The sequence below is a fragment of the Sanguibacter sp. Z1732 genome, from assembly GCF_051020515.1.
In the GTDB taxonomy this organism is placed as follows: domain Bacteria; phylum Actinomycetota; class Actinomycetes; order Actinomycetales; family Beutenbergiaceae; genus CALKWS01.
Genome location: NZ_CP194857.1, coordinates 2756347 through 2777243, shown reverse-complemented (window position 1 = coordinate 2777243; position 20897 = coordinate 2756347). Strand labels below are relative to the sequence as shown.

Below are 20897 nucleotides of genomic sequence, written 5' to 3'. Positions count from 1 at the left end.
TCGCTGAGGCGCTCGAGCCGGATGGCATTCTTCGCCCGCAGCAGGACCGTCAGTCGCCGAAGGCCTCCTGCACCGCCTCGACGAAGGCCGCCATCGAGGGGTACTCGGCCTGGTAGTCCCATCCCCCGGCGAGTTCGGGTGTGGCCCCCCAGCCGGGTCGATCGTGGCGGCGGTTGATCCACACCGAGTCCAGCCCGTGCCGCTTGGCGGGCACGTGGTCGTGGAACAGGCTCTGCGCCACGTGCAGCAGTCGGTTGCGCTCGATGCCCAGGTCCCCAAGCGTGGTCTCGAGCGCCTCGAAGTGCGGATCGGCCGGCTTGTAGGCACCCACATCCTCGGCGGTGATGACCGCGGCGAAGTCACCGCGCAACTGCTCGTTGCTGCCGGTGAATCCGTCCCGGTGCACGTTGGAGAGGATGATCAACTCATACCGCTGGGCCAGGTCCGCGAGCGCCTGCGCGGAGTCCTCGAACGCCGGCCACTGCGGCACCGAGTTCCCCAGCCGGTTGGCCCATCCCTGGGAGACGGTGCGGTTCAGGTCCACACCGGTGCGCCGGAACGCCTCGGCCAGCACCCGCGGGTACCGCCACCCGGGCTCCTCGCGCGCAACGGCCGCCTCGTTCGCGGCGTAGGAGACCAGCAACTCCTCTTCGTTCAGCGCCAGTCCCTGGGTAGCGGCCCACGGGGTCAGCACATCGGCGATCCCCGCCTCCCAGTCGATCAGGGTGCCATAGACATCGAAACTCAGTGCGCGGTAGTGGGTCAGGTTCACATCTCTCCCTCGGTTGCACCGCGCCGGGGTGCCGGCTGGGCATCCTCCGGCCCGATCTCGGGTTCGGTGCGGTTCGGCACCAGCAGGCTGATCACCACCAGCGACACCAGCGCCACCGGCAGCGACACGATCACCGCGTTGACATCATAGGGCTGGCCCATCTGCTCCCACACGATCGTGACCACCACCCCGAGCAGCATCGAGGTCAGCGCTCCGGCTGTGGAGGCACGCTTCCAGAAGAAGATCGCCAGCACCGGCGGCGCGATCGCCACCCCATAGACGGTGTAGGAGTACATCTGCAGCTCCAGCACCGTGGGGAAGTACCGGCCCAGGATGTAGGCCAGGATGCCGATGCCCAGCACCGCCAGGCGGTGGGTGCGCAGCCGCTGTTGGCCATCCAGTTCCTTACCGAACAGGCGCTGGATCGCGTCATAGACCACGTTGCCGGCGCCGGAGAGCAGGAACGAGGAGCCGGTGGTGATGATGAACGCCAGCGCCCCGGCCAGCAGCAGTCCACCGATCAGGGCCGGCAGCACTCCCTCGGAGGCCAGTGACAGCACCGCGGTATCCGGGACGATGTCGGGGAACAGCACGATCGCGGCCGACCCGAGCAGGGCCACCGGCACGGTGACCAGGAAGGAGGAGAAGAAGAAGCCGGCCGCGCTGGAGCGGGCCTCGTTCTCGTTCTTCGCGGCCCCGAACCGCTGGTACATGTTTTGGTCGGCCAGGATGAGCAGGAACAAAGGCAGGAAGAAGCCCAGCAACTGGAGAGCGCTCACCCCGCCGGAGAACGTGTTGTGCGTCTCCGGCATCTGCGACCAGTAGTCGCCCCAGCCGCCCAGTTCACCGCCGAAGATGATCGGCAGCGCGACCATCAGGCTGATCACGATCACCAGCGCGGACAGGAAGTCACTCCAGGCCACCGATTTCAACCCGCCCGCGAAGGCCAGGAAGGTCACCAGCACCGCTACGACGATCGCGCCCTGCGCGGCGCTCAGCGGGGTGATCACGCTGATGATGTACCCGCCGCCGGTGAACTGGTAGGCGGTGATGCCGATGTAGGCCAGCAGCGTGATCAGCGCGGCGATCAGCCGGACCGAGGGCCCGTACCGCTTCTCCAGCATCTCCGGCACGGTGTAGGTGCTCAACCGGCGGATCCGCCTGGCCAGGAAGTACAGCACGACGATCCCGATCGGGGTGCCGGCCAGGAAGAAGATCGAGGCGAGCGGTCCGTACTCATAGGCGAAGGAGGCACCGCCGATGATGGTGCCCGACCCCACCCAGGTGGCCAGCAGCGTGCCCACCATCACCGGACGCGGCAGCGAACGGCCGGCGAACATGTAGTCATCGCCGGTGGCCATCACCTTCTTGCGGGAGAACCACGCGCCCACGCCCACCATGAGCGCCAGGTACAGGATCAGGATGACGATGTGCACGGTCTGCATCGGGAGCACCTTTGCTGATCGGGAGGGTCGCGCTGGGGCGCGGCCCCTCCATGAAACCCCCGATCCCACCGGAGCGCAATAGATGTTGCGGCCGCATGTCCGGCCCTTCCCCGGCGGCTGGGCCGGGCCTAGCGCACCACCGGCGGGAACAGGTCGAAGTGCTCCCACAGGCCCTCGATGCGGTCACTGGCCAGCGCCGCACCCTCCGGATCCAACGCCACCAGCGCGGCGACGATCGCTTGCACCACCGTGATCGCCGCCACCAGCGAGGGGAACATGCTGGCCCCCTCGCTGGGCACCAGGAGGGTCTCGGTGGCACGCTCGGCGAACTCCGGGCGCACGTGATCGGCCACCACCACCACCGCGGCCCCGGCCTCGGCGGCGATCGTCGCGGCGTTGAGCACCTCCCGCGGGCTGCGCCACAGGTGGAAGACCACCAGCACATCGCCCGGGCGCAGCAGCGTGGCGGCGTTGACCAGGGCCGTCCCGCCCACCTGGTGCAGACGTACGTCGTGGCCGATCGTCTGGGCCAGGTGCGCCAGTTGCAGTCCCGGGGCGGCGAAACTTCCCGATCCCAGCACCAGGGTGACCCGGGCGTCGGCAATCAACCGGGCTACCCGGATGACCTGGTCCTGATCGATCAGCGTGGACAGTCCCTGGAGGTTGGCCAGTTCCCGCAGCACGGTGGCCCGGGCCGGACCGGCGGGGGTGGGGTCGTGCTCGGAGAGCACTTGCGCGGCGGAGAGCCCGGAGAGGAAGCGCGAACGTACTTCCGCCCGCAGCGCCGGCCAGCCGGAGAACTCCAACAACTGCGCGGTGCGCACCACGGTGGCCACGTTGACCCCTGCCAGCCGCGCAGCCGCCGCGGTGCTGGCATAGGACATCTCCCGCTGCTTCGTGGCCAGCAACGCCAGCACCTTCGCCGCGGCGTGCCCGGGCCGGCGCCCCGCCAGGCGGTCGCGCACCCATGCCGGCCACGCTGCACCCTCGGTCATGGCGTCCAGTATGCCGCGCGCCTGCAACAGATGTTGCTCCCTGGTGGTCCCATTGCGAAGATGAGGACGCAGACCCGGCCGGTCGCACCACCGCGCCGCCGGCACCGGCCCGCACCGACGCGAAGGAGATCGTGATGACCGAGGCAACTCTGTGGATCCGTGGGGGCAGTGTGTGCGATGTGGAGGCCGGCACCTCCAGCCCGGCCGACGTGCTCATCACCGACGGGACGATCACCGGCGTCGGCAGCGACGTCAAGGCGCCGGAGGGCGCCGAGCAGATCGATGCCACCGGGAAATTCGTGGTGCCCGGTTTGATCGACTCGCACGTGCACGTCAGCGCCGGGACCGCGAACCTGGGCGCCCAGGCCGAGGACTCCCCGTTCTACGTCGCCGCCCAGACCTCCCGCATCCTCGGTTCGATGCTGCGCCGCGGATTCACCACGGTACGTGATGTGGGCGGAGCCGACTTCGGCATCGCCGCGGCCGTGGCGCAGGGACTGTGGGAGGGGCCTCGGGTGTTCTTCGGAGGCAAGGCGCTGTCCCCCACCGGTGGGCACGCCGACATGCGCGGCCCCGGGCGGCAGGTTCTGGACAACCACACCTGCTGCCCCAATATCGGGCACGTGTGCGATGGGGTGCCCGAGGTGCGCCGGGCCGCCCGGCACCAGCTGCGCACCGGGGCCGACCACGTCAAGGTGATGCTCTCCGGCGGGGTGGCCTCGCCCACCGACCGGATCGACTCCCTGCAGTTCTCCGCCGATGAGATCCGCGCCGTGGTGGAGGAGGCCGGCAACGCCGGGCGTTACGTGACCGGGCACGCCTATACCGCCGCCGCGGTGAACCGGGGCCTGGAACTGGGGGTGCGGTGCATCGAGCACGGCAACCTCATCGATGAGAGTTCGGTGGACCTGTTCAACTCCACCGGCTCCTTCCTGGTGCCCACGCTGGTGACCTACTCCTACCTCAAGAGCGAGGGGGCCGAGGCCGGGCTGCCGCCGGAGAGCCAGGCCAAGGTGTCGATCGTGCTCGACGCCGGCCTGGAGGCCCTGGACCTGGCGAACTCCGGTGGGGTGAAGATCGCCTTCGGCACCGACCTGCTCGGCGCGATGCACCCGCACCAGAGCGAGGAGTTCACCATCCGCGCTCAGGTGCAGACCCCCACGGAGGTGCTGCGCTCAGCCACCCTCACCGGCGCCGAACTGATCGGCGCCGAGGGCAGACTCGGCGTGATCGCACCCGGCGCCCACGGCGACGTGCTCGTCGCCGACGCCGATCCGCTCACCGACGCCGCGGTGCTGGCCGACCCGCATGCGCACCTGTCCGCCGTCATCAAGGCCGGGCGCATCGTGCCCGCGGCCACGAGTCCCTCGGGGTTCTGAGGATGGCGCTCATCCTGCCCGGGGCCACCTACTGGGACGGGGAGTCCTCCGGCATGCGCAGCGCCGACATCGTCTGCTCCGCCGGGGTGATCACCGAACTCGCCACACCGGGCAGCACCCACGCCGGAGCGGACGATGAGGTCCTGGAGGTGCCTGACGCCGTCGTCCTTCCCGGGTTGGTGGACGGGCACGTGCACCTGGTCTGGGACTCCTCCCAGGACCCGGCCGCCCAGGTAGCGGCCGACGGCGAACAGGTCACCGCGATCCGGGCCGTCACCCACGCCAGGGCGCACCTGGGGGCCGGGGTGACCACGGTGGCGGACCTGGGCAGCAACTGGGACGTGTCGTTGGCGGTGGCCCAGGCGGTCCGCGAGGGTCACGTGACCGGGCCGCAGGTGGTGGCCACCGGCCGCACCGTGGTGATGACCGGTGGGCACGACCCGTTCTGGGGCAACTTCTGCGACGGGCCGGACGGCGTGGTGCGCGGCGTGCGCGAGCAGATCTTCGCCGGTGCCCGGATCATCAAGACCTGCGCCACCGGCGGGGTGTACGGACGCGCGGTCGGTGAGGAGGTCGGCGCCTCGGAGTACACCCGGACCGAACTCGCCGCCCTGGCCGGTGAGGCACACCGCCGCGGGGTCCGGGCCACCGCGCACGCGCTGGGCACCGAGGGGATCCGCAACGCGGTGCTGGCGGGTATCGATGTGATCCAGCACGGGGTCTTCCTGACCGAGGACGTGGTGGCCGCGATGGTCGAACGCGGCACCGTCCTGTCCCCGACGCTCGCGGTGTACCGGACCATCGCCGGCGGCAGCGCGCCGGAGTACGCGGTGGCCAAGGCCGCCGCGGTGGTACGCGCCCATCGCGAGAGCGTCCGGATGGCGATCGGGGCCGGGGTACCGGTGATCGCGGGCACCGACTCGGGCTCACCGGGTATGCCGCACCCGGCCCTGGACCGGGAACTGGCCGCGCTGGGCGATGTGGGGCTGGCACCGGTGGAGGTACTCAAGGCCGCGACCTCCCGCGCCGGCGATGCCCTCGGGGTGGATGCCGGCCGGATCCGGGTCGGCTCGCCCGCGGATCTGGTCGTGACGACCGGGGACCCGCTCACCGACCCCGTCTCCGCGACCCGCCCGCGGCACGTGGTGCTGGGCGGGCGGGTGCTCGGCGGCGCTGCGCCCGATGGTCCCGGACCCGGTCGCGCCGAGGCCGGCAGGGTGCCCCGGTAACGGTTGCGCTTCGTAACGCGCCGCCGGACTCAGGATGCGCCGCGGGCGGCCTTGCCCACCGGCCACCAGACGAAGGCGGTCATGGCCAGGGCACTCATCGCCAGGAGCACGAAGCCCATCGTGTAGGCCCCGGTGAGGCCGTGTACGGCGCCCATCACCAGCGGTGGGAAGAAGCCACCGAGACCGCCCGCGGCGCCCACCACGCCGGTGACCGAGCCGACCTGCCCGGGTCGGGGTCATTCGCGAGACCAGTGCGAAGCAGGCACCCGCGGCCCCGCCCAGTGTCGCCGCCAGCCCCAGGAAGGCGACGGTCCCGACCGGGAGCAGCTCCAGTCGCATCGCCGCCAGCGCCGCCATCGCGGTGGCGATCCCGAAACACCAGGTCAGCACGGTGACCGGGTGGAACTTGTCCGAGAGCCAACCGCCGGTCGGGCGCGCGACCACCGCGAGCACGATGAAGCCGGCGGTGCGCAGCGCCGCATCACCGGTCTCGAGGCCGTAGTCGTTAACCAGGTAGGTGGGCAGGTAGACGCTGAAGGCGACGAACCCACCGAAGCCGAGTGCGTAGATGAGTGAGAGCTGCAACGTGACGGGCAACTTGAGGGTGTTCCAGGTGCGAGCGAGCATCGACCCGGACGCCGGCACCCGTCCCGGCGCGTCACGCAGCAGCAGCCAGGCCAGCACCGCATAGATCAGCAGCACCGCGGAGACGAGCACGAACGGAGCCTCGGGCCCGAACGCTTCGCGCAACGCCACGGTGGTGAAGGCCGCTACCGCGGTGCCGGCGGTGCCCATGCCGAAGATGCCCAGCGCCAGGCCCCGGCGGGAGGGCGGGTACCAGGAGTTCACCAACGGGATCCCGATGGCGAAGGATGTGCCGCCGATACCGAGGAAGAAGCCGCCGATCACCAGGGTGGTGAAACTCCTGGCGCCCAATCCCACGTACAGGGTCGGCAGGATCGCGAGCAGGCTCACCAGGGGGAACATCACCCGCGCGCCGAGCCGATCACTCAGCGCGCCCACCGGGATGCGCCCGAGCGAACCGACGACGACCGGAACGGCCACCGCCACCGCGACCTGGAACCCGGTCAGCCCGAGTTCGTCACCATAGGTGTTGCCCAGTGGGCCCAGCAGCGCCCAGGACCAGAAATTGATCAGGAATCCCACCGTGGCCAGCACCAGCATCCGGGCGGCCAGGCCTCCGCCGGTCGCTGCGGGCGCAGGCGGCTGCGGGGCGCTTGGGTCGTCAGCCGATCCCGTTTGCCGCGTCGTCCTCGCCACAATCGCTCCCCTGCGTGTACGTGGACTCGATTATGGCCTCTCGCGGCCACCGGCGCAGGACCAATGCGGCACGGATCCGCCCTGTTGCCGTCCGCGTCCGGCCCGGCGCCCCTTATTCGGACCGGCGAGCGGTGGCCAGGAACACCGAGTACCGCGTCCCGTCCCGGTGGATCCGGGTGGCGTCCTGCATCCGGACGTCGGCGAATCCGGCGCTGGTGAGCCGGCCGGTGAGTTCACCGCGGTCGAAGCCGTGGTGGCCGTCGAAGTCGTGGTCATGGAAGGACCCGTCCTCGGCGTCCAGGTCCGCGACGGCCAGGTAGCCACCGGGCACGAGCAACTGGGCGAAGCCGGTCAGGACCGAGTCCAAGTCCCGCACATGGTGCAGCACCAGGGATGTGACGATCAGATCGAAGCTCTCGGCGGGAACCGGTCGTGCCTGCAGGTCCAGGTCCCAGACCCGGGCGTTCATCAGGGCACCGGAGGCGATCTTGGCCTGCATCACCGCGCGCATCCCGGCGGAGTTGTCGGCCAGGGTGAGCGGGCCGACCGAGCCGGCGAGACCCTGGCTGACCAGCCCGGTGCCCGCACCGTACTCAAGCAGCCGCATGCTGCGGTTCAGCGGGACCGCCGCACGGATCGCACCGGCCACCTCGCCCGCCTGAGTGAGTTTGTCCGGGTCGGCATCCCAGGTGGCGGCTTTGACGTCGAACCTCTCGGTGCTCATGGCACTACTCTGGCACGCCTTCACCCGACCCCCGGCACCCTTCCAAGCCCGCGCGATGCACCACCTGAGGCGGATTGGATAGGAGACCGGTGAAATGGTACAGTCCATTGCTGTCCGATAGGCACACCAAAACGCAGTGCCAACGAGGGCAAGGCAAGACCATTCGTCTGCCAAGTGCCGGTCAGGACCTCGCAGCGATCGCCCCATGACGGAGAGCGACCGAGAGGCTGGACTGGACTTTGCCTGCTGCGCCGCCGCGACGACTACCGTCGAGCCGCTGCACGCCTGCGTGCCGATCGAGCGAATCCGACAGCAGAACACTTTCACAAGGAGGCACCGCTTTGGGCGATCCAGAACTTGTCCAGTTCGGGGCGATCACCGTCATCGTGCTGATCATCCTCTTCTACGGAGGCACCTTCTTCGTCTCCACCCGAATCGCCAAGAAGCGCGAGAACGCCGACGGGTACATGACCGCCGGGAACAAGATCGGGTTCGGCATCTCCGCCGCCTCGATGACGGCCACCTGGATCTGGGCCTCCTCGATGTACGCATCGGCGACCTCGGGGTACACCTACGGGATCTCCGGTCCGATCCACTACGGGCTGTGGGGTGCGCTGATGATCCTGTTCATCTACCCCTTCGGCAAGCGGATCCGCCAGGTGGCGCCCCGGGCGCACACCCTGGCCGAGGTGATGTTCGCCCGCCACGGGCGCTCCAGCCAGTTGATGCTGGCCGGTTCCAACGTGGTGGGGAGCGTGATCTCGCTGATGTCGAACTTCATCGCCGGCGGTGCGCTGGTGGCACTGCTGTCGCCGTTCACGTTCCTCCAGGGCGTCTTCGCCGTGGCAGGTGGCGTGCTCCTCTATACCCTCTGGTCGGGATTCCGGGCCTCGGTGCTCACCGACTTCATGCAGGTGATGGCCATGCTGGGCGCTGTCGCCGTGATAGTGCCGGCGATCTTCTTCGCCGCCGACTTCCCCACCGCCTTCACCGCCGGCGCGGACAACCTCACCGCCCAGCAGTCCAGTTTCTTCTCCTCCGAGGCCTTCCTGCGCCAGGGGGCGCCCTACATCGCGGCCGTCCTTGCCTATGCGATCGGGAACCAGACCATCGCCCAGCGCCTGTTCGCGGTGCGCCAGGACCTGATCAAGAAGACCTTCATCACCGCCACCGTGGGCTACGGAGCGATGGTGATCGGGGTGGGCATGCTCGGGGTGCTGGCGCTCTACCTGGGGCTGGAGCCGATGGGCGGGGATCCGAACAACCTGATACCCCAGATGGCCGCCTCCTACCTGCCAGCGGCCCTGCTGGTGTTGTTCTTCGTCATGGTGATCGGGGCGCTGTCCTCCACCGCCGACTCGGACCTGTCCGCGCTCAGCTCGATCGTGATGGCCGACATCTACGGGCAGAACGTGGCCGGCAAGGAGCGGGCGAACCCGAAGGTCATGATCATGGCGGGCCGGCTCACGATGATCCTGGCTACCGCGATCGCGGTGACGCTGGCCAGTTTCCAGATGAACATCCTGGACCTGCTGGTCTTCGTGGGCGCACTGTGGGGCGCACTGGTGTTCCCCGTGATCGCCAGTTTCTACTGGGAGAAGGTCACCAACCGGGCCTTCACCACCGCCGTGATCACCGCACTGGCGGTGTTCATCCCGGTGCGCTTCGGCTGGGTCCCGATGACCGGGTTGACCGGCCTGATCAGCGACGTGCTCGCCGTCATCGGTGTCGGAGTGGTGCTGGGCCTGATGGCCTTCGGGTTCTTCGGAGCCCGGGTCGCCAAGATCGTCGGCGCCGCGGCCACCCTGATCACCGCCCCGTTCGCGATCGGCTTCCTGCACGATTACGCCACGCTGAGCGCCTCCCTGATCGCCTACGCCGTGTCCACGATCGTGTGTGCGGCGATGTCCTGGCGCAGCAAGCAGCGCTTCGACTTCTCCGTGATCAAGCACCGCGTGGGGGACTTCGACCCCAGCGACGACGACGCACTCCCCTCTCCCGGAACGCCGGCTCGGGCCGGGCTCACCCCGGACGTCGCCGCCCTGCCCCATCCCGATGACGATCCCGACCAGCAGCCGGCCCCGGCCGGTGCCCGCTGAGACGGAAGGAGCAACCGATATGCCTGTGTGGTTACTGACCGCCTACGTCCTGACCTGGCCGGTACTGGTGGCCGGGGTGATGCTCGTGATCTTCCGGGCCTTCATCCGCGAGTGGCTGCAGGCCCGACGGGAGGGCCGCGGCATCATCTGACAGCATCCGCCGGATGGGCCGGACAACCGAAATACCGACGGTAAGTTCCACCCAGCCACCCAGCCACCCAGCCACCCAGCCACCGGTGAATCCTTCCAAGTCAGCATTGATCGAGGCTAACCCCAACCACAGCCGAACAATCGCGGCTTCGCGGGCCGTCCGATCCTGAACCTGCGCGAGAGAAACCGGGGGCGCTGGGGTTACTGCCCGTCGACCATCTGGGGCAGGCCGAGCGGGTTGGCGTCCTGCAACTCGGCCGGCAGCAGGTGCTGGGGCAGGTTCTGGTAGGCCACCGGGCGCAGGAACCGGTTGATCGCCGCGGTCCCCACCGAGGTGGTACCGACCGCGGTGGTGGCCGGGTAGGGGCCACCGTGCTGCTGGGCGTAGGTCACCGACACCCCGGTGGGCCACTGGTTCCAGATCACCCGGCCGGCGATCTCGGTCAGCACCGCCAACAGCGGCTGCACGGGGCAGTCGTCCTGCCCGAACACCCCGGCGGTGAGCTGGCCGCCGTAGGTGCGCGCCACCTGCACCGCCTGATCCAGGTTCTCGTACTCCACGACCAACGCGGTGGGACCGAAGCACTCGGCCTGCAGCGCGTCGGGGTCGGCCAGCATCGCATCGGCGGTGGTGCGCAGCAGGGTGGGAACCTGGCCCTCCGGCCCGTCCTGGCCCTGTGCCAGCACCTCGACCTGCGGGTGCCCGCTCAGTTCGCTCAGCGACTCCGCGTGGCCCTTGCCGATCCCCTCGTTCAGGAAGTCGTGCACCGCCGGAAGCGTGGCCGTCTGGAGTTTCTCCACCAGGCCCGAGCCCACCGGAACGAACAGGGTGCCCGGCTTGGTGCAGAACTGGCCGGTGCCCATGGTGAAGGAGCCGATGAAGCCCTCGGCGATCTCATCGGCCCGCTCGGCCGCGGCGGCCTCGGTGACGAAGACGGGGTTGTTGCTGCCCAGCTCGCCGTAGAACGGGATCGGCTCGGGACGGGCGTTGGCCAGGTCGAACAGGGCGCGCCCGCCGGGGATGGACCCGGTGAACCCGGCGGCCTTGATGCGGCGGTCCTGGACCGCCGCGGTGCCCGCCTCGCGCCCGTACACCACGGCGAAGACACCGTCCGGCGCGCCCGCGCGGCGCAGCGCCTCGGTGACGACGTCGCCGGTCATGCGGGACAGTTCGGGGTGGCCGGAGTGGGCCTTGACCACCACCGGATTACCGGCGGCCAGGGCCGAGGCGGTGTCGCCACCGGCCACGGAGAAGGCGAACGGGAAGTTCGAGGCGGAGAACACCAGCACCGGCCCGATCGGACGCAGGTACCGGCGCAGGTCCGGGCGCGGGGCGCCCATCGGCCAGTCGGCGTCGGCGTGGTCGATGCGCACGTCCAGGTGCCGGCCGTCGCGCACCACCTCGGCAAACAGCCGCAACTGGAAGGCGGTCCGCTTCAACTCCCCCTGCAGGCGGCCCTCGGCGAGGTTGGTCTCACGCATGCCCACCGGGATCAGTTCGGATCCGGCGCCCTCCAGGGCGTCGGCCACGCCTTCCAGGGCACCGGCACGGTCCTCGGCGCTCATGGCCGACCACGCCGGTGCAGCCACGGCAGCAGCCTGCAGCACTCGGTCGAGTTGGGCGTGATCGGTGGTGCTTCGGTAGTTGGCGACTGGTGCTGTCATCTCTGCTCCTTCGTTGCATTCGAGTGCGGGTCGGATCCGCGGCGCTCCCGAGCGGGCGGCGCAGCGGTGGAATCGGCCATCGTGGTGAACGTGACGGGCATGGCGACCGGGCGGCGCGCGGTGGAGATCAGGGCGTCATGAGCGGGGGGCCTAGCGCGAGTATCCGCCGTTGCGGCGCCCGCAGCAAGGTGAGGGCCGCCCCCGTTCGCTGCCGGCGCACCCTCGCCGTGCTTCCCGGTACCCCTGCCGGCGGCCTCAGGCGCCCGGCTTCCGCATACCGCGGCGAGCGCGCACATCCGCCCCTGGCACCAGCCCCATGCCGATGCGGGTGGTGCCCTTCAGCCCGCGTGGTTCGGCGGCTCCCAACTGGTCACCGGCCTCACGGGCCCGGCTCCACGGCACCTCCTCGCAGCGGCACACGATGGTGTCCGCCTGCAACCAGTCGGTCCAGGCCGGCGGCAGCGGGTGCGCGCGATGCATCGCCCGGGCGAAGGCGCGGTGCTGCCGGCGCACCAGCCGGTCCGTGCGCGAGGTGCCAATCACGGTGCCGTGGGCCAGGGACGCCGCCGACGCTCCGGCGATCCGCCCCTCGGCAACGGCCGCGGCCGCGCCGGCCACGCCGGTGATCTCCCCGGCCAGGAACAGTCCCGGGACCGAACTGCGCTGGTCCTCCTCGACCGTTCCGACCAGGGAACCGTCCAGGTCCACCCGGGTGCGGGCGCCCAGTTGCAGCAGCAACTCGGCCTGCGGGGTGAAGCCCCAGCCGAGACCGACGACGTCGATCCCCCCGATCCGCCGGGAACTGCCCGGGCGGATGCTGCCGCGGGAGTCCACCTTGGCAATGGTGACGGCCTCAACCCGGTGCTGACCGTGGACACCGATGATGGCGGTGCGGGTGCGGTAGGGCACCCGGTGGCGGGCCAGGAGGGCGGCGTAGGCCACACCCTCCTTCAGTTTCGATGGCACCGCCAGGCCGGTGACGCCGCGCGGGAACCAGCCACGCAGGGCCGCTGCCTCGGCGACCCCGCGCACCTGTGCCCCGGCTTGCAGCACCGAGGCCGCCGCGGAGAGCAGGAACGGACCGGTGCCCCCGAGGAAGACGCGCGCGCCGGGTGCCACCCCCTGGGTCTTGATGAAGGCCTGCACTCCCCCGGCCGCCATCACCCCGGGCAGCGTCCACCCGGGGACCGGCACCTGCTTGTCATAGGCGCCCGGGCACAGGATGAGCGTGCGTGCCCGGACGTGACCGGTTTCCGTGGCGGGCGCGGTTTCGGGGACGGCCGCGGTGCTGATGAGGTACCCCGGTGCGACCATCCCGGCGCCGCCGTCGGTGCGGGTGATGGACCACACCTGGGTGCCGGGACGGTAGATCACCTGCCCCGCATCGATCGCCGCGCGCACGTTGGTGGCCAGGCCGGTGTAGGTGCGCCAGCCGTGGTGCCAGCGCGAGGGGTCGCCCGTCTCGGTCGCCTCGTCGGCGTGGCGCCAGTACTGCCCGCCGAACTGGCGGGCAGCGTCGATCAACAGCACCCGCGCACCGGACCGGGCCGCGGCATCGGCCGCGGCCAGCCCGGCCGGGCCGGCACCGACGACGGCGACGTCGGCAGCGTAGGAACCGTCGCCGGTCTGAACGCTCATGGCTGCCCGCTCCCCTGGTCGTCGCTCTCCTCGCGAGGTGCGGCCCCGTCGTCGTCGGCTGTGCCGGTCCGGACCACCATGCCCTCGGCCGCCTGCACCAGGCAGGCGCGCATCGACGGGCGCCCATCGATGCTGACCAGGCAGTCGAAGCAGACCCCGATGCCGCAGAACAGCCCGCGCGGTTGCCCGGCGAAGCGGGTGCGCCGCCAGGCCATCCGGTCGGTCTCGGCCATCAGGACCGCCGCCACCGTGCGGCCCGGTGGCACCTGCACCGCCTGCCCGTCCACGGTGATGGTGAGGTCGCGATCCGGGCTCATCAGGAGGCCTCCTGGTGGTGGGCGTCCGCGGCGGCGCCGAAGCGGTGCGGAGCGAACGGCGCCAGGTCCAACTCGGGGCGGGCGGTGAGGGACTGGGCGATGAGTTTGCCGGTACCCACCGAGAGTCCGATCCCGGCGCCCTCGTGCCCGCACGCGTGCCACAGCCCCTCGGCACGCTGATCCGGGCCGATGACGGGTACGTGATCGGGGCTGTAGGGACGGAATCCGAAGTAGTGGCGCAGGATGCGCACCTCGGCCAGGAAGGGGAACAGAGCCAGCGCGTTCGCCGCGATCAGTTCCAGTGCCGCGGGGTTGGGCCGCTCGTCGAACCCGACCCGCTCGCGGGAGGACCCCACCAGGATGGTGCCCGAGGGCGTGCCCTCCACCACCGGCGAGGCCTGCAGCCCGCTGTCCGAACTACCCACGTTGTCGATGTACTCGGCTGCGTAGACCTTGTGGAAGACCCGCGGCGGCAGTGGTTCGGTGACCAGCACATAGCCCCGCCGCGGTGCCACCGGTACGTGCACCCCGGCCAACTGCGCCACCTGTGCCGACCACGGCCCGGCGGCATTGACCACCGCCGCCCCGGAGAAGGTACCGCGCGTGGTGCGCACCCCGGTGATGCGCTCGGCGCGGTCCCGCACGAAGCCGTGCACCTCGGTCTCGGCGACCACGCTGGCCCCGTACCCGGCCGCCATCCGCAACAGGTGTGCGGTCAGCAGCATCGGCATCACCTGGCAGTCGTCGGGGTAGAACGCTGCCCCGACCGCCTCGTCGCTGATGTGCGGTTCCAACTCCCGCAACGCCGCCACGTCGATGTCCTGCACCCGGATCCCGTGGCTTCGCTGGGCCTGCAGCGCCCGTTGCAACGAGACCATGGAGGAGTCCCGGGAGGCCACGATGATGCCGCCCTTGGCCTCGAACTCCCACAGGTCCGCGAACTCGGCGAGTTCGCCGTGCCACAGCGACAGCGAGAAGTTCGCCAGGTCCAGTTCGGGCCCGCGTTCCTTGTCCGAGACCAGGATGTTGCCCTCGCACCGCGAGGACGTGGCACCTCCCGGGCGGCCGCGGTCCAGCACCGTCACCGACAGCCCGGCCCGGGCGCTGTAGTAGGCGACCGCGGCCCCGACGGCGCCGGCGCCGATGACGATGACGTCGCTGGTCCCGGCGGTGACCTGCGCAGGGTTCACTGAGTCGGCCACCGTCACCCGGAGCCGCTGCCCGGCCCCCCATCAGGGCCGCGGCGGTATCAGAGGTCGTGGACGCCGCAGGGGTCTCGGCCGGCTCGCTTCCCACGCCCTGGGCCCAGAGCCGGGAGACGTGCCCGATGTGGGTCACGATCAGGTCGTAGGTGCCGGCCGCGTCGCCGGCCTCCATCAGCTCCAGCAGCTGGGTGTGCTCGCGGGCGGAGTCCACCAGCACGCCGGCCTCGGCCAGCGGGCGCAGGGCCTTCAGGCGGGTCTGCCCGCGCAGCCGGGTGGCCAGCTCCACCAGCAGGGTGTTCCCGGAGCAGCGCAGCAGGTCGGCGTGGAACTTCCGGTCCCCGCTGAGGTAGGTGCGCAGGTCCCCGGCCTCGGCAGCGGCGGTGACCTCGTCGGCGAGCCGGTGCAGGCTCGCGTAGTCCGGGGCCGGGATCGTCCCGGCCAGGTCGCGCACCACCGGGGCCTCCAGGAGCGTGCGTACCTCGGCCATCTCCTCCAGGTCACGCGGGGTCATCACGGTCACCCGGAACCCCTTGTTCTTGACCGAGATGACCAAACCCTCCCCGGCCAGGTCCATCATGGCCTCGCGCACCGGGGTGGCGGAGACCCCCAACGGCTCGGCCAGCGCAGGCGCTGAGTAGAGCCGGCCCTCCTCCAGGCCCCCACGATGATGGCAGTGCGCAGCGCCTCGGTGACGCTGGCGCGCAGGCTCTTGTACTGCTGGATCGTGTGGAGCGGAATGTCCTGAGCCGACGTCATAGTGGTCTCCTGCTGGTCACTGATAGGTAACGACACACTCAACGGTGAGCCGTGTGCCGGTAGCCTACATCGGCGCAATTGCACAGCGCGGTCACAACTCGAATCCTTCGGGATATGGGTCGGAGGGATCCAGGAAGTACTGCGCAGTCCCGGTGATCCAGGCCCGGCCGGTCACGGTGGGCACCACCGCGTCCACGTCGCCGACCTTCGTGGTCCCGGTCAACCGGCCCACGAAGCGGGAGCCGATGAAGGACTCGTTCACGAAGTCCGTGTTCAGCGCCAACTCCCCCTTGGTGTGCAGCTGCGCCATCCGGGCGCTGGTACCGGTGCCGCAGGGGGAACGGTCGAACCACCCGGGGTGGATAGCCATGGCGTGTCGGGAGTGCTTCGCCGTGGAGCCCGGGGCCTGCAGGTACACGTGGTGGCATCCGGTGATGTCGGGGCGGGTGGGATGCACCGGGGCGTCGGTCTCGTTGATCGCCGCCATGATGGCCAGCCCTGCGGAGAGCAGTTCGTCCTTGGCCGCCCGGTCGAACGGCAGGCCCAGGTCTTCCAGTTCCACCACGGCATAGAAGTTGCCGCCGAAGGCCATGTCGTAGGTGACCTCGCCCAGGCCGGGAACCTGCACGCTCGCACCGGTGCGCAACGTGAAGGAGGGCACGTTGGTGATCGTCACCGAGGTGGCCGAACCGTCCTGCACCGCGACCTGCGCCACCACCAGGCCGGCCGGGGTGTCCAACCGGATGGTGGTGACCGGTTCGGTGACCTCGACCATGCCGGTCTCCACCAGCACGGTGCACACGCCGATCGTGCCGTGCCCGCACATCGGCAACAGACCGGACACCTCGATGAACAGCACGCCCCAGTCCGCGTCGTCGCGGGTGGGCGGCTGCAGGATCGCCCCGCTCATCGCGCTGTGCCCGCGCGGCTCGCGCATCAGCAGCCGGCGCAGGTGGTCGTTGTGCTCGGCGAACCAGAGCCGCCGCTCGGCCATCGTGGCACCCGGGAACACGCCTACCCCGCCGGTGATCACGCGCGTGGGCATGCCCTCGGTGTGTGAGTCAACGGCGTGGTAGACGTGTGAGGTTCTCACGAGTGTTCCTTCGTGGTCCCGGGCCGCGGTCCCTGGCGGTTCCGCCGCGCCTGGTGGCTTACTTGTAACCCTTGGCCAGGGCCGCTTCGGTGTCGGCAGTGATGCCCTTGCGCATCCAGTCTGCCAGCGGACCACGCGGCGGACGGGTGGGGCCGCCCTTGAGACCGTAGATGTCCATGGAGAGTTTGATCGCCTGGACGAACTCGGTCTTGGTGTCCCACCGCAGCAGCGAGTGCAGGTCGGTGTAGATCTCACGGGCCTTGAGGAGGTCCTCGGCCTTGCCGGAGGTGGACAGGTTGAACAGTTCCACCGTGGTCTGCGGGATCGCGTTGGTGTAGCCGGCCACCCAGCCCACCGCGCCGGCCAGGCCGGTCTCCAGCAGGGTGTCGTCGGTGCCGATCAGGATGTCCATCTGCGGGCTGAGCTCCTTGATCGCGTACGCGCGGCGCACGTCACCGGAGAACTCCTTGACGCCCACCATGTTGCCCTCGTTGTGGATCCGGGCGATCAGTTCGGGGGTCAGGTCCACCTTGGTGTCGATCGGGTTGTTGTACCCCACCACCGGCAGACCGGCCTTGGCGGCCAGGCGGAAGTGCTCCACCACCTCGTCATCGTTGGCGCGGTAGGTGTTCGGGGGCAGCAGCATCACGGCCTGAGCGCCGGCCTCGGCCGCCTGGTTGGCCCACTTCTCGGTCTGCAGGCCGCCGTAGGCGCCCACCCCGGGCATCACGGCGAAGCCCTCCGGTGCAGCGGCCACGGCGGTCTCGACCACCCGGGCGCGCTCTTCGTCCGACAGCGTCTGGTACTCCCCCAGCGAGCGATCCGTTCGGCGCGACCCCGTGGCAGCCGTTCGCGGCAAGGAACTGCACGTGCTCGCCGTATGCGTCGTAATCCACCGACAGGTCGTCCTTGAACGGCAGGGTGGTCGCGACGATCACACCGTGCCAGGGCTTGCGCTCACTCATGAGAGGTCTCCTCTGAATCCCACGTTCGTGCAGAAGGCCTCTGCACACTGGCGCCAGTGTGCTCTACATCGTCTTCAAGTGTCAACTGTGACATTGCACTGGATGTATAGTGCGGGATCAACCGTGACCCAGCGACGCAATGAGGCACTGATCATGACGACTTCCACACCCCCAACCGAGCCGGATCGCACCACGACCAGTGCAGCCGAGGCGTTGCGGGACCTCTATACCCAGGAGTGGGCCTGGCGGACCGGGGAACTCGGCCCGTTGACGATGACCCAGCCCACCGAGGTCGTCGGCTTCCTGCCCCAGGTCGACGAGGCCAGCCAGGAGCGACGCCGGCAAACGCTGGGAGCAGACCCTGGTGGAACTGGAACGGATCCCGCGCTCCGAACTCACCGAGACCGAACGGCTCGACTACGACGTCTACGCCCAGCAGCTGCAGACGCTGGTGGCTTCTCAGCGGTTCCGACTGTGGGAGCGCCCGGTGAACGCCGATTCGGCGTTCTGGCGCAACCTCACCTTCGGCGCGATGCGCCAGGTGCTGATGACCGACGACGACGCCCGCACCTACCTGGGCCGGCTCGCCCAGATCCCGCGGTACTTCGCCCAGCAGTCCGAGAACATGCGCGCCGGGCTGGCCCGCGGCTTCGGTCCGCCCCGGATCACCCTGACCGGGCGCGAGGAGCCGGTCCGCGCCGTCGCCCAGGCCGCCGATGTCACCGAGCTGGCCCTGTTCGCGCCCCTGCGCACCCTGCCCGAGGCGATCGAGGCCGCCGTGCGGGAGGAGTTGCAGCAGGAGGCTGCCGCGCTGCTGCGCGAGGTGGTGGTGCCGGCCTATGCCGAACTGCTGGAGTTCCTGGTCACCGAGTACCTGCCGAACCTGCCAGAGAGCATCGCCGCGCACGACCAGCCCGAGGGAGAGGCCTTCTACGCCGCCCAGTTGCGGGAGTTCACCACCACCGACCTGAGCCCCCAGCAGATCTTCGACATCGGCATGGAGCACGTACGCGCGATCCGGGCCGAGATGGAGCAGGTGGCTGCCGAGGTCGGCTTCGCCGGCGACGTGGCCGGCATGCTCGCCTTCATGCGCGCCGACGCGCAGTTCTACGCCAGCACGCCCCGGCAACTGATCGCCGAGGCCGCCTACACCTGCAAGGCCTTCGACGGCGTCATCCACCGCTACTTCGGCCGTCTGCCCGATCAACGGTTCGCGATCGTGCAGACCCCGCCCGACATCGCCCCGTTCGACACCTTCGGGCGCGGGGCACCGGATGCCTACATCCTGAACACCTACAACCTGCCCGCCCGGCCGCTGTACTCCCTGCCGGCGCTGACCCTGCACGAGTCCGCTCCGGGGCACTCCTTCCAACTCTCCCTGGCTCGGGAACTCGATCTGCCGGACTTCCGCCGTCAGTACATGTCCGCCTTCGGTGAGGGCTGGGGGCTGTACTGCGAGCGGCTGGGGGTGGAGATGGGCATGTACACCACGCCCTTCGAGACGATGGGCATGCTGTCCTTCCAGATGTGGCGGGCGGTCCGTCTGGTGGTCGATCCCGGCATGCACGCACTGGGGTGGAGCCGGGAGCAGGCCCAGGACTTCCTGCGCGAGAACACCGCGATCGCCGAGCACGAGATCCTCACCGAGATCGACCGCTACATCGCCTGGCCGGGCCAGGCGGCCGCCTACTACCTGGGGCAGCTGAGCATCCAGAAGATGCGGGCACGCGCCGAGGCCGAGTTGGGCGCCGGCTTTGACATCCGCGACTTCCACGACACCGTGCTGGGGCTGGGCAGTGTGCCGCTGGCCGTCTTCGAGGAGCACATGGAGCGATTCATCGAACAACGCCGGGCCGCACGCGCATGAGCGCGGCGCACCCCGAGGGGCCGCAGCGGGAAACTCACGTGACGCCCCTTTACGTGAGCGTTAACATGGTACGTGCCATTTCGCAGCCCGAGTGGAGGACGCAGCGGTCCGTGCGCGCCGAGGATGCCAGCAGTCTCCGACCGTTTGGGCTACGTAACATGGCACATTGCATGTGTTACATTTCTACGAATGTGACGGGGGCAGCGAGGCGCCACGCCATGGACGAGACGCAGAGCGAGGAACAGCGATGACGGACTGTGAACGCATGAATCCGGTTCGGATCCTGCGGCTCCGCAAGGGGACGGGACCATGCTGAAGTTCCTCGGGATGCGGTTCGTCCGCTATTCGATCATGACCATCGCGGTCACGTCGCTGGCCTACCTGCTCGCGGTGAGCTTCTTCAACCCGGCGCTGCAGATGCTGGATACCCAGGGCGGCATCGAGATGGACCCCGAGATCAGTTACGAACGGGTCCAGCAAACCCTGGCCCGTCTGGACCTGGATCCCGACCAGAACGCGTTCCAGCGCTACTGGGTCTGGCTGACCGCGATCCTGACCGACTGGGACTGGGGCCGCACGCCGAGCGGTGGGTTCGTGAACTCCGAGTTCGGGATCCGGCTGTGGATCTCCACCCAGCTCACCCTGGCCGCCACGGTGCTGACCTTCGTCCTCGGTGTGGCGCTGGGCGTCTTCTCCGCGGCCCGGCAGTACAAGCTCGGGGACCGGGTCACCACGTGGTACTCCTACCTGACCATGGTGCTACCCACCCCGGTGGCCTACCTGCTGGTGCAGCGGGCGGCGATCTGGATCAACGATCGATCCAGCGAGCGCATCTTCTACGTCACCGGGTTCCGCAGCATCGGTGTGGAGGGCACCTGGAACCAGATCGTGGATATGGCCGCCCACTACGCCGTCCCCACGGTGGCGATGACCATCTTCGGCTGGGCCTCGATGCAGATCTCCCAGCGCCAGTACCTGCTGGACTTCGTCAACGCCGACTTCGTGCGGACCGCCCGTGCCACCGGCCTGACCCGAAACCAGGCGATCCGCAAGCACGCCCTGCGGGTCTCGTTCGTACCCACTGCCCAGTCCCTGGCCTTCACCATCCCGGCGCTGTTCACCGGCACGATCTTCGCCGAGGTGATCTTCAACTGGGACGGTCTGGGCTCCTGGTCCATCAGGGCCCTGCACGCCCACGACGTGAACTCCACCGTGCTGATGACCTTCTACGGCTGTGTCATCTTCGCCATCGGTGCCCTCCTGGCGGATCTGTTCACCTCGATCGTCGACCCGAGAGTGAGGCTCTGAGCCATGTCG

At 69.6% G+C, this 20897-nt stretch carries 15 protein-coding genes and 4 pseudogenes; 6 read left to right on the top strand and 13 right to left on the bottom strand.

What is annotated here, in order from left to right:
* Positions 1–49: 49 nt before the first annotated feature.
* The 3 genes from ACRRRO_RS14625 to ACRRRO_RS14615 form a co-directional block, all read right to left on the bottom strand.
* Positions 50–772 carry an HAD-IA family hydrolase gene (locus ACRRRO_RS14625; protein ID WP_424796911.1) on the bottom strand — a complete coding sequence of 241 codons (723 nt, stop codon included), beginning with the start codon at positions 770–772 and terminating at the stop codon, positions 50–52.
* Positions 769–2217, bottom strand: a complete 1449-nt coding sequence (locus ACRRRO_RS14620) for a sodium:solute symporter family protein (RefSeq protein WP_434080473.1) — start codon at positions 2215–2217, stop codon at positions 769–771. Before ACRRRO_RS14620 ends, ACRRRO_RS14625 begins: the two co-directional genes overlap by 4 nt.
* A 128-nt stretch (positions 2218–2345) precedes the next feature.
* A complete protein-coding gene (locus ACRRRO_RS14615; protein ID WP_424796909.1) occupies positions 2346–3212 on the bottom strand; it encodes a MurR/RpiR family transcriptional regulator in 867 nt (288 codons plus the stop codon).
* A gap of 134 nt (positions 3213–3346) precedes the next feature.
* Here ACRRRO_RS14615 and ACRRRO_RS14610 point away from each other — a divergent pair, with 134 nt between their 5' ends.
* The gene (locus ACRRRO_RS14610; protein ID WP_424796908.1) at positions 3347–4591 is read left to right on the top strand and encodes an amidohydrolase family protein; all 1245 of its coding nucleotides are present in this window, start codon (positions 3347–3349) and stop codon (positions 4589–4591) included.
* A gap of 2 nt (positions 4592–4593) precedes the next feature.
* Positions 4594–5820 carry an amidohydrolase family protein gene (locus tag ACRRRO_RS14605; RefSeq protein WP_424796907.1) on the top strand — a complete coding sequence of 409 codons (1227 nt, stop codon included), beginning with the start codon at positions 4594–4596 and terminating at the stop codon, positions 5818–5820.
* A gap of 282 nt (positions 5821–6102) precedes the next feature.
* On the opposite strand, the pseudogene ACRRRO_RS14600 reads toward ACRRRO_RS14605, so the two are convergent.
* Both ACRRRO_RS14600 and ACRRRO_RS14595 read right to left on the bottom strand, forming a co-directional pair.
* Positions 6103–7005 (bottom strand): annotated as a pseudogene (locus tag ACRRRO_RS14600) (MFS transporter); the annotation flags it as partial.
* 208 nt (positions 7006–7213) lie between these two features.
* On the bottom strand, positions 7214–7825 hold the full coding sequence (locus tag ACRRRO_RS14595; protein ID WP_424796905.1) for a class I SAM-dependent DNA methyltransferase: 612 nt from the start codon (positions 7823–7825) through the stop codon (positions 7214–7216).
* A gap of 341 nt (positions 7826–8166) precedes the next feature.
* Here ACRRRO_RS14595 and ACRRRO_RS14590 point away from each other — a divergent pair, with 341 nt between their 5' ends.
* Complete coding sequence (locus tag ACRRRO_RS14590) at positions 8167–9924, top strand: sodium:solute symporter family protein (protein ID WP_424796904.1); 1758 nt, start codon at positions 8167–8169, stop codon at positions 9922–9924.
* A gap of 19 nt (positions 9925–9943) precedes the next feature.
* On the top strand, positions 9944–10075 hold the full coding sequence (locus tag ACRRRO_RS14585; protein WP_424796903.1) for a putative transporter small subunit: 132 nt from the start codon (positions 9944–9946) through the stop codon (positions 10073–10075).
* A 200-nt stretch (positions 10076–10275) separates the two neighbouring features.
* On the opposite strand, the gene ACRRRO_RS14580 is transcribed toward ACRRRO_RS14585, so the two are convergent.
* The 8 genes and pseudogenes from ACRRRO_RS14580 to ACRRRO_RS14545 form a co-directional block, all read right to left on the bottom strand.
* A complete protein-coding gene (locus ACRRRO_RS14580) occupies positions 10276–11739 on the bottom strand; it encodes an aldehyde dehydrogenase (NADP(+)) (RefSeq protein WP_424796902.1) in 1464 nt (487 codons plus the stop codon).
* A gap of 255 nt (positions 11740–11994) precedes the next feature.
* Positions 11995–13377, bottom strand: a complete 1383-nt coding sequence (locus ACRRRO_RS14575; protein ID WP_434080472.1) for an FAD-dependent oxidoreductase — start codon at positions 13375–13377, stop codon at positions 11995–11997.
* The gene (locus tag ACRRRO_RS14570) at positions 13374–13694 is read right to left on the bottom strand and encodes a (2Fe-2S)-binding protein (protein ID WP_424787700.1); all 321 of its coding nucleotides are present in this window, start codon (positions 13692–13694) and stop codon (positions 13374–13376) included. Before ACRRRO_RS14570 ends, ACRRRO_RS14575 begins: the two co-directional genes overlap by 4 nt.
* Positions 13694–14896, bottom strand: a complete 1203-nt coding sequence (locus ACRRRO_RS14565; RefSeq protein WP_424796900.1) for an NAD(P)/FAD-dependent oxidoreductase — start codon at positions 14894–14896, stop codon at positions 13694–13696. Before ACRRRO_RS14565 ends, ACRRRO_RS14570 begins: the two co-directional genes overlap by 1 nt.
* A 181-nt stretch (positions 14897–15077) precedes the next feature.
* A pseudogene (locus tag ACRRRO_RS14560) lies at positions 15078–15473 on the bottom strand (GntR family transcriptional regulator); the annotation flags it as partial.
* On the bottom strand, positions 15473–15655 hold the full coding sequence (locus ACRRRO_RS14555) for a hypothetical protein (RefSeq protein ID WP_434080471.1): 183 nt from the start codon (positions 15653–15655) through the stop codon (positions 15473–15475). The pseudogene ACRRRO_RS14560 and the gene ACRRRO_RS14555, both read right to left, overlap by 1 nt.
* Before the next feature lie 91 nt (positions 15656–15746).
* Positions 15747–16748, bottom strand: a complete 1002-nt coding sequence (locus ACRRRO_RS14550; RefSeq protein WP_424796899.1) for a proline racemase family protein — start codon at positions 16746–16748, stop codon at positions 15747–15749.
* 58 nt (positions 16749–16806) lie between these two features.
* Positions 16807–17713, bottom strand: a pseudogene (locus ACRRRO_RS14545) (dihydrodipicolinate synthase family protein).
* A 337-nt stretch (positions 17714–18050) separates the two neighbouring features.
* Here ACRRRO_RS14545 and ACRRRO_RS14540 point away from each other — a divergent pair.
* A pseudogene (locus ACRRRO_RS14540) lies at positions 18051–19580 on the top strand (DUF885 domain-containing protein); the annotation flags it as partial.
* A 309-nt stretch (positions 19581–19889) separates the two neighbouring features.
* A complete protein-coding gene (locus ACRRRO_RS14535) occupies positions 19890–20888 on the top strand; it encodes an ABC transporter permease (protein ID WP_424796896.1) in 999 nt (332 codons plus the stop codon).
* Positions 20889–20897: the final 9 nt, after the last annotated feature.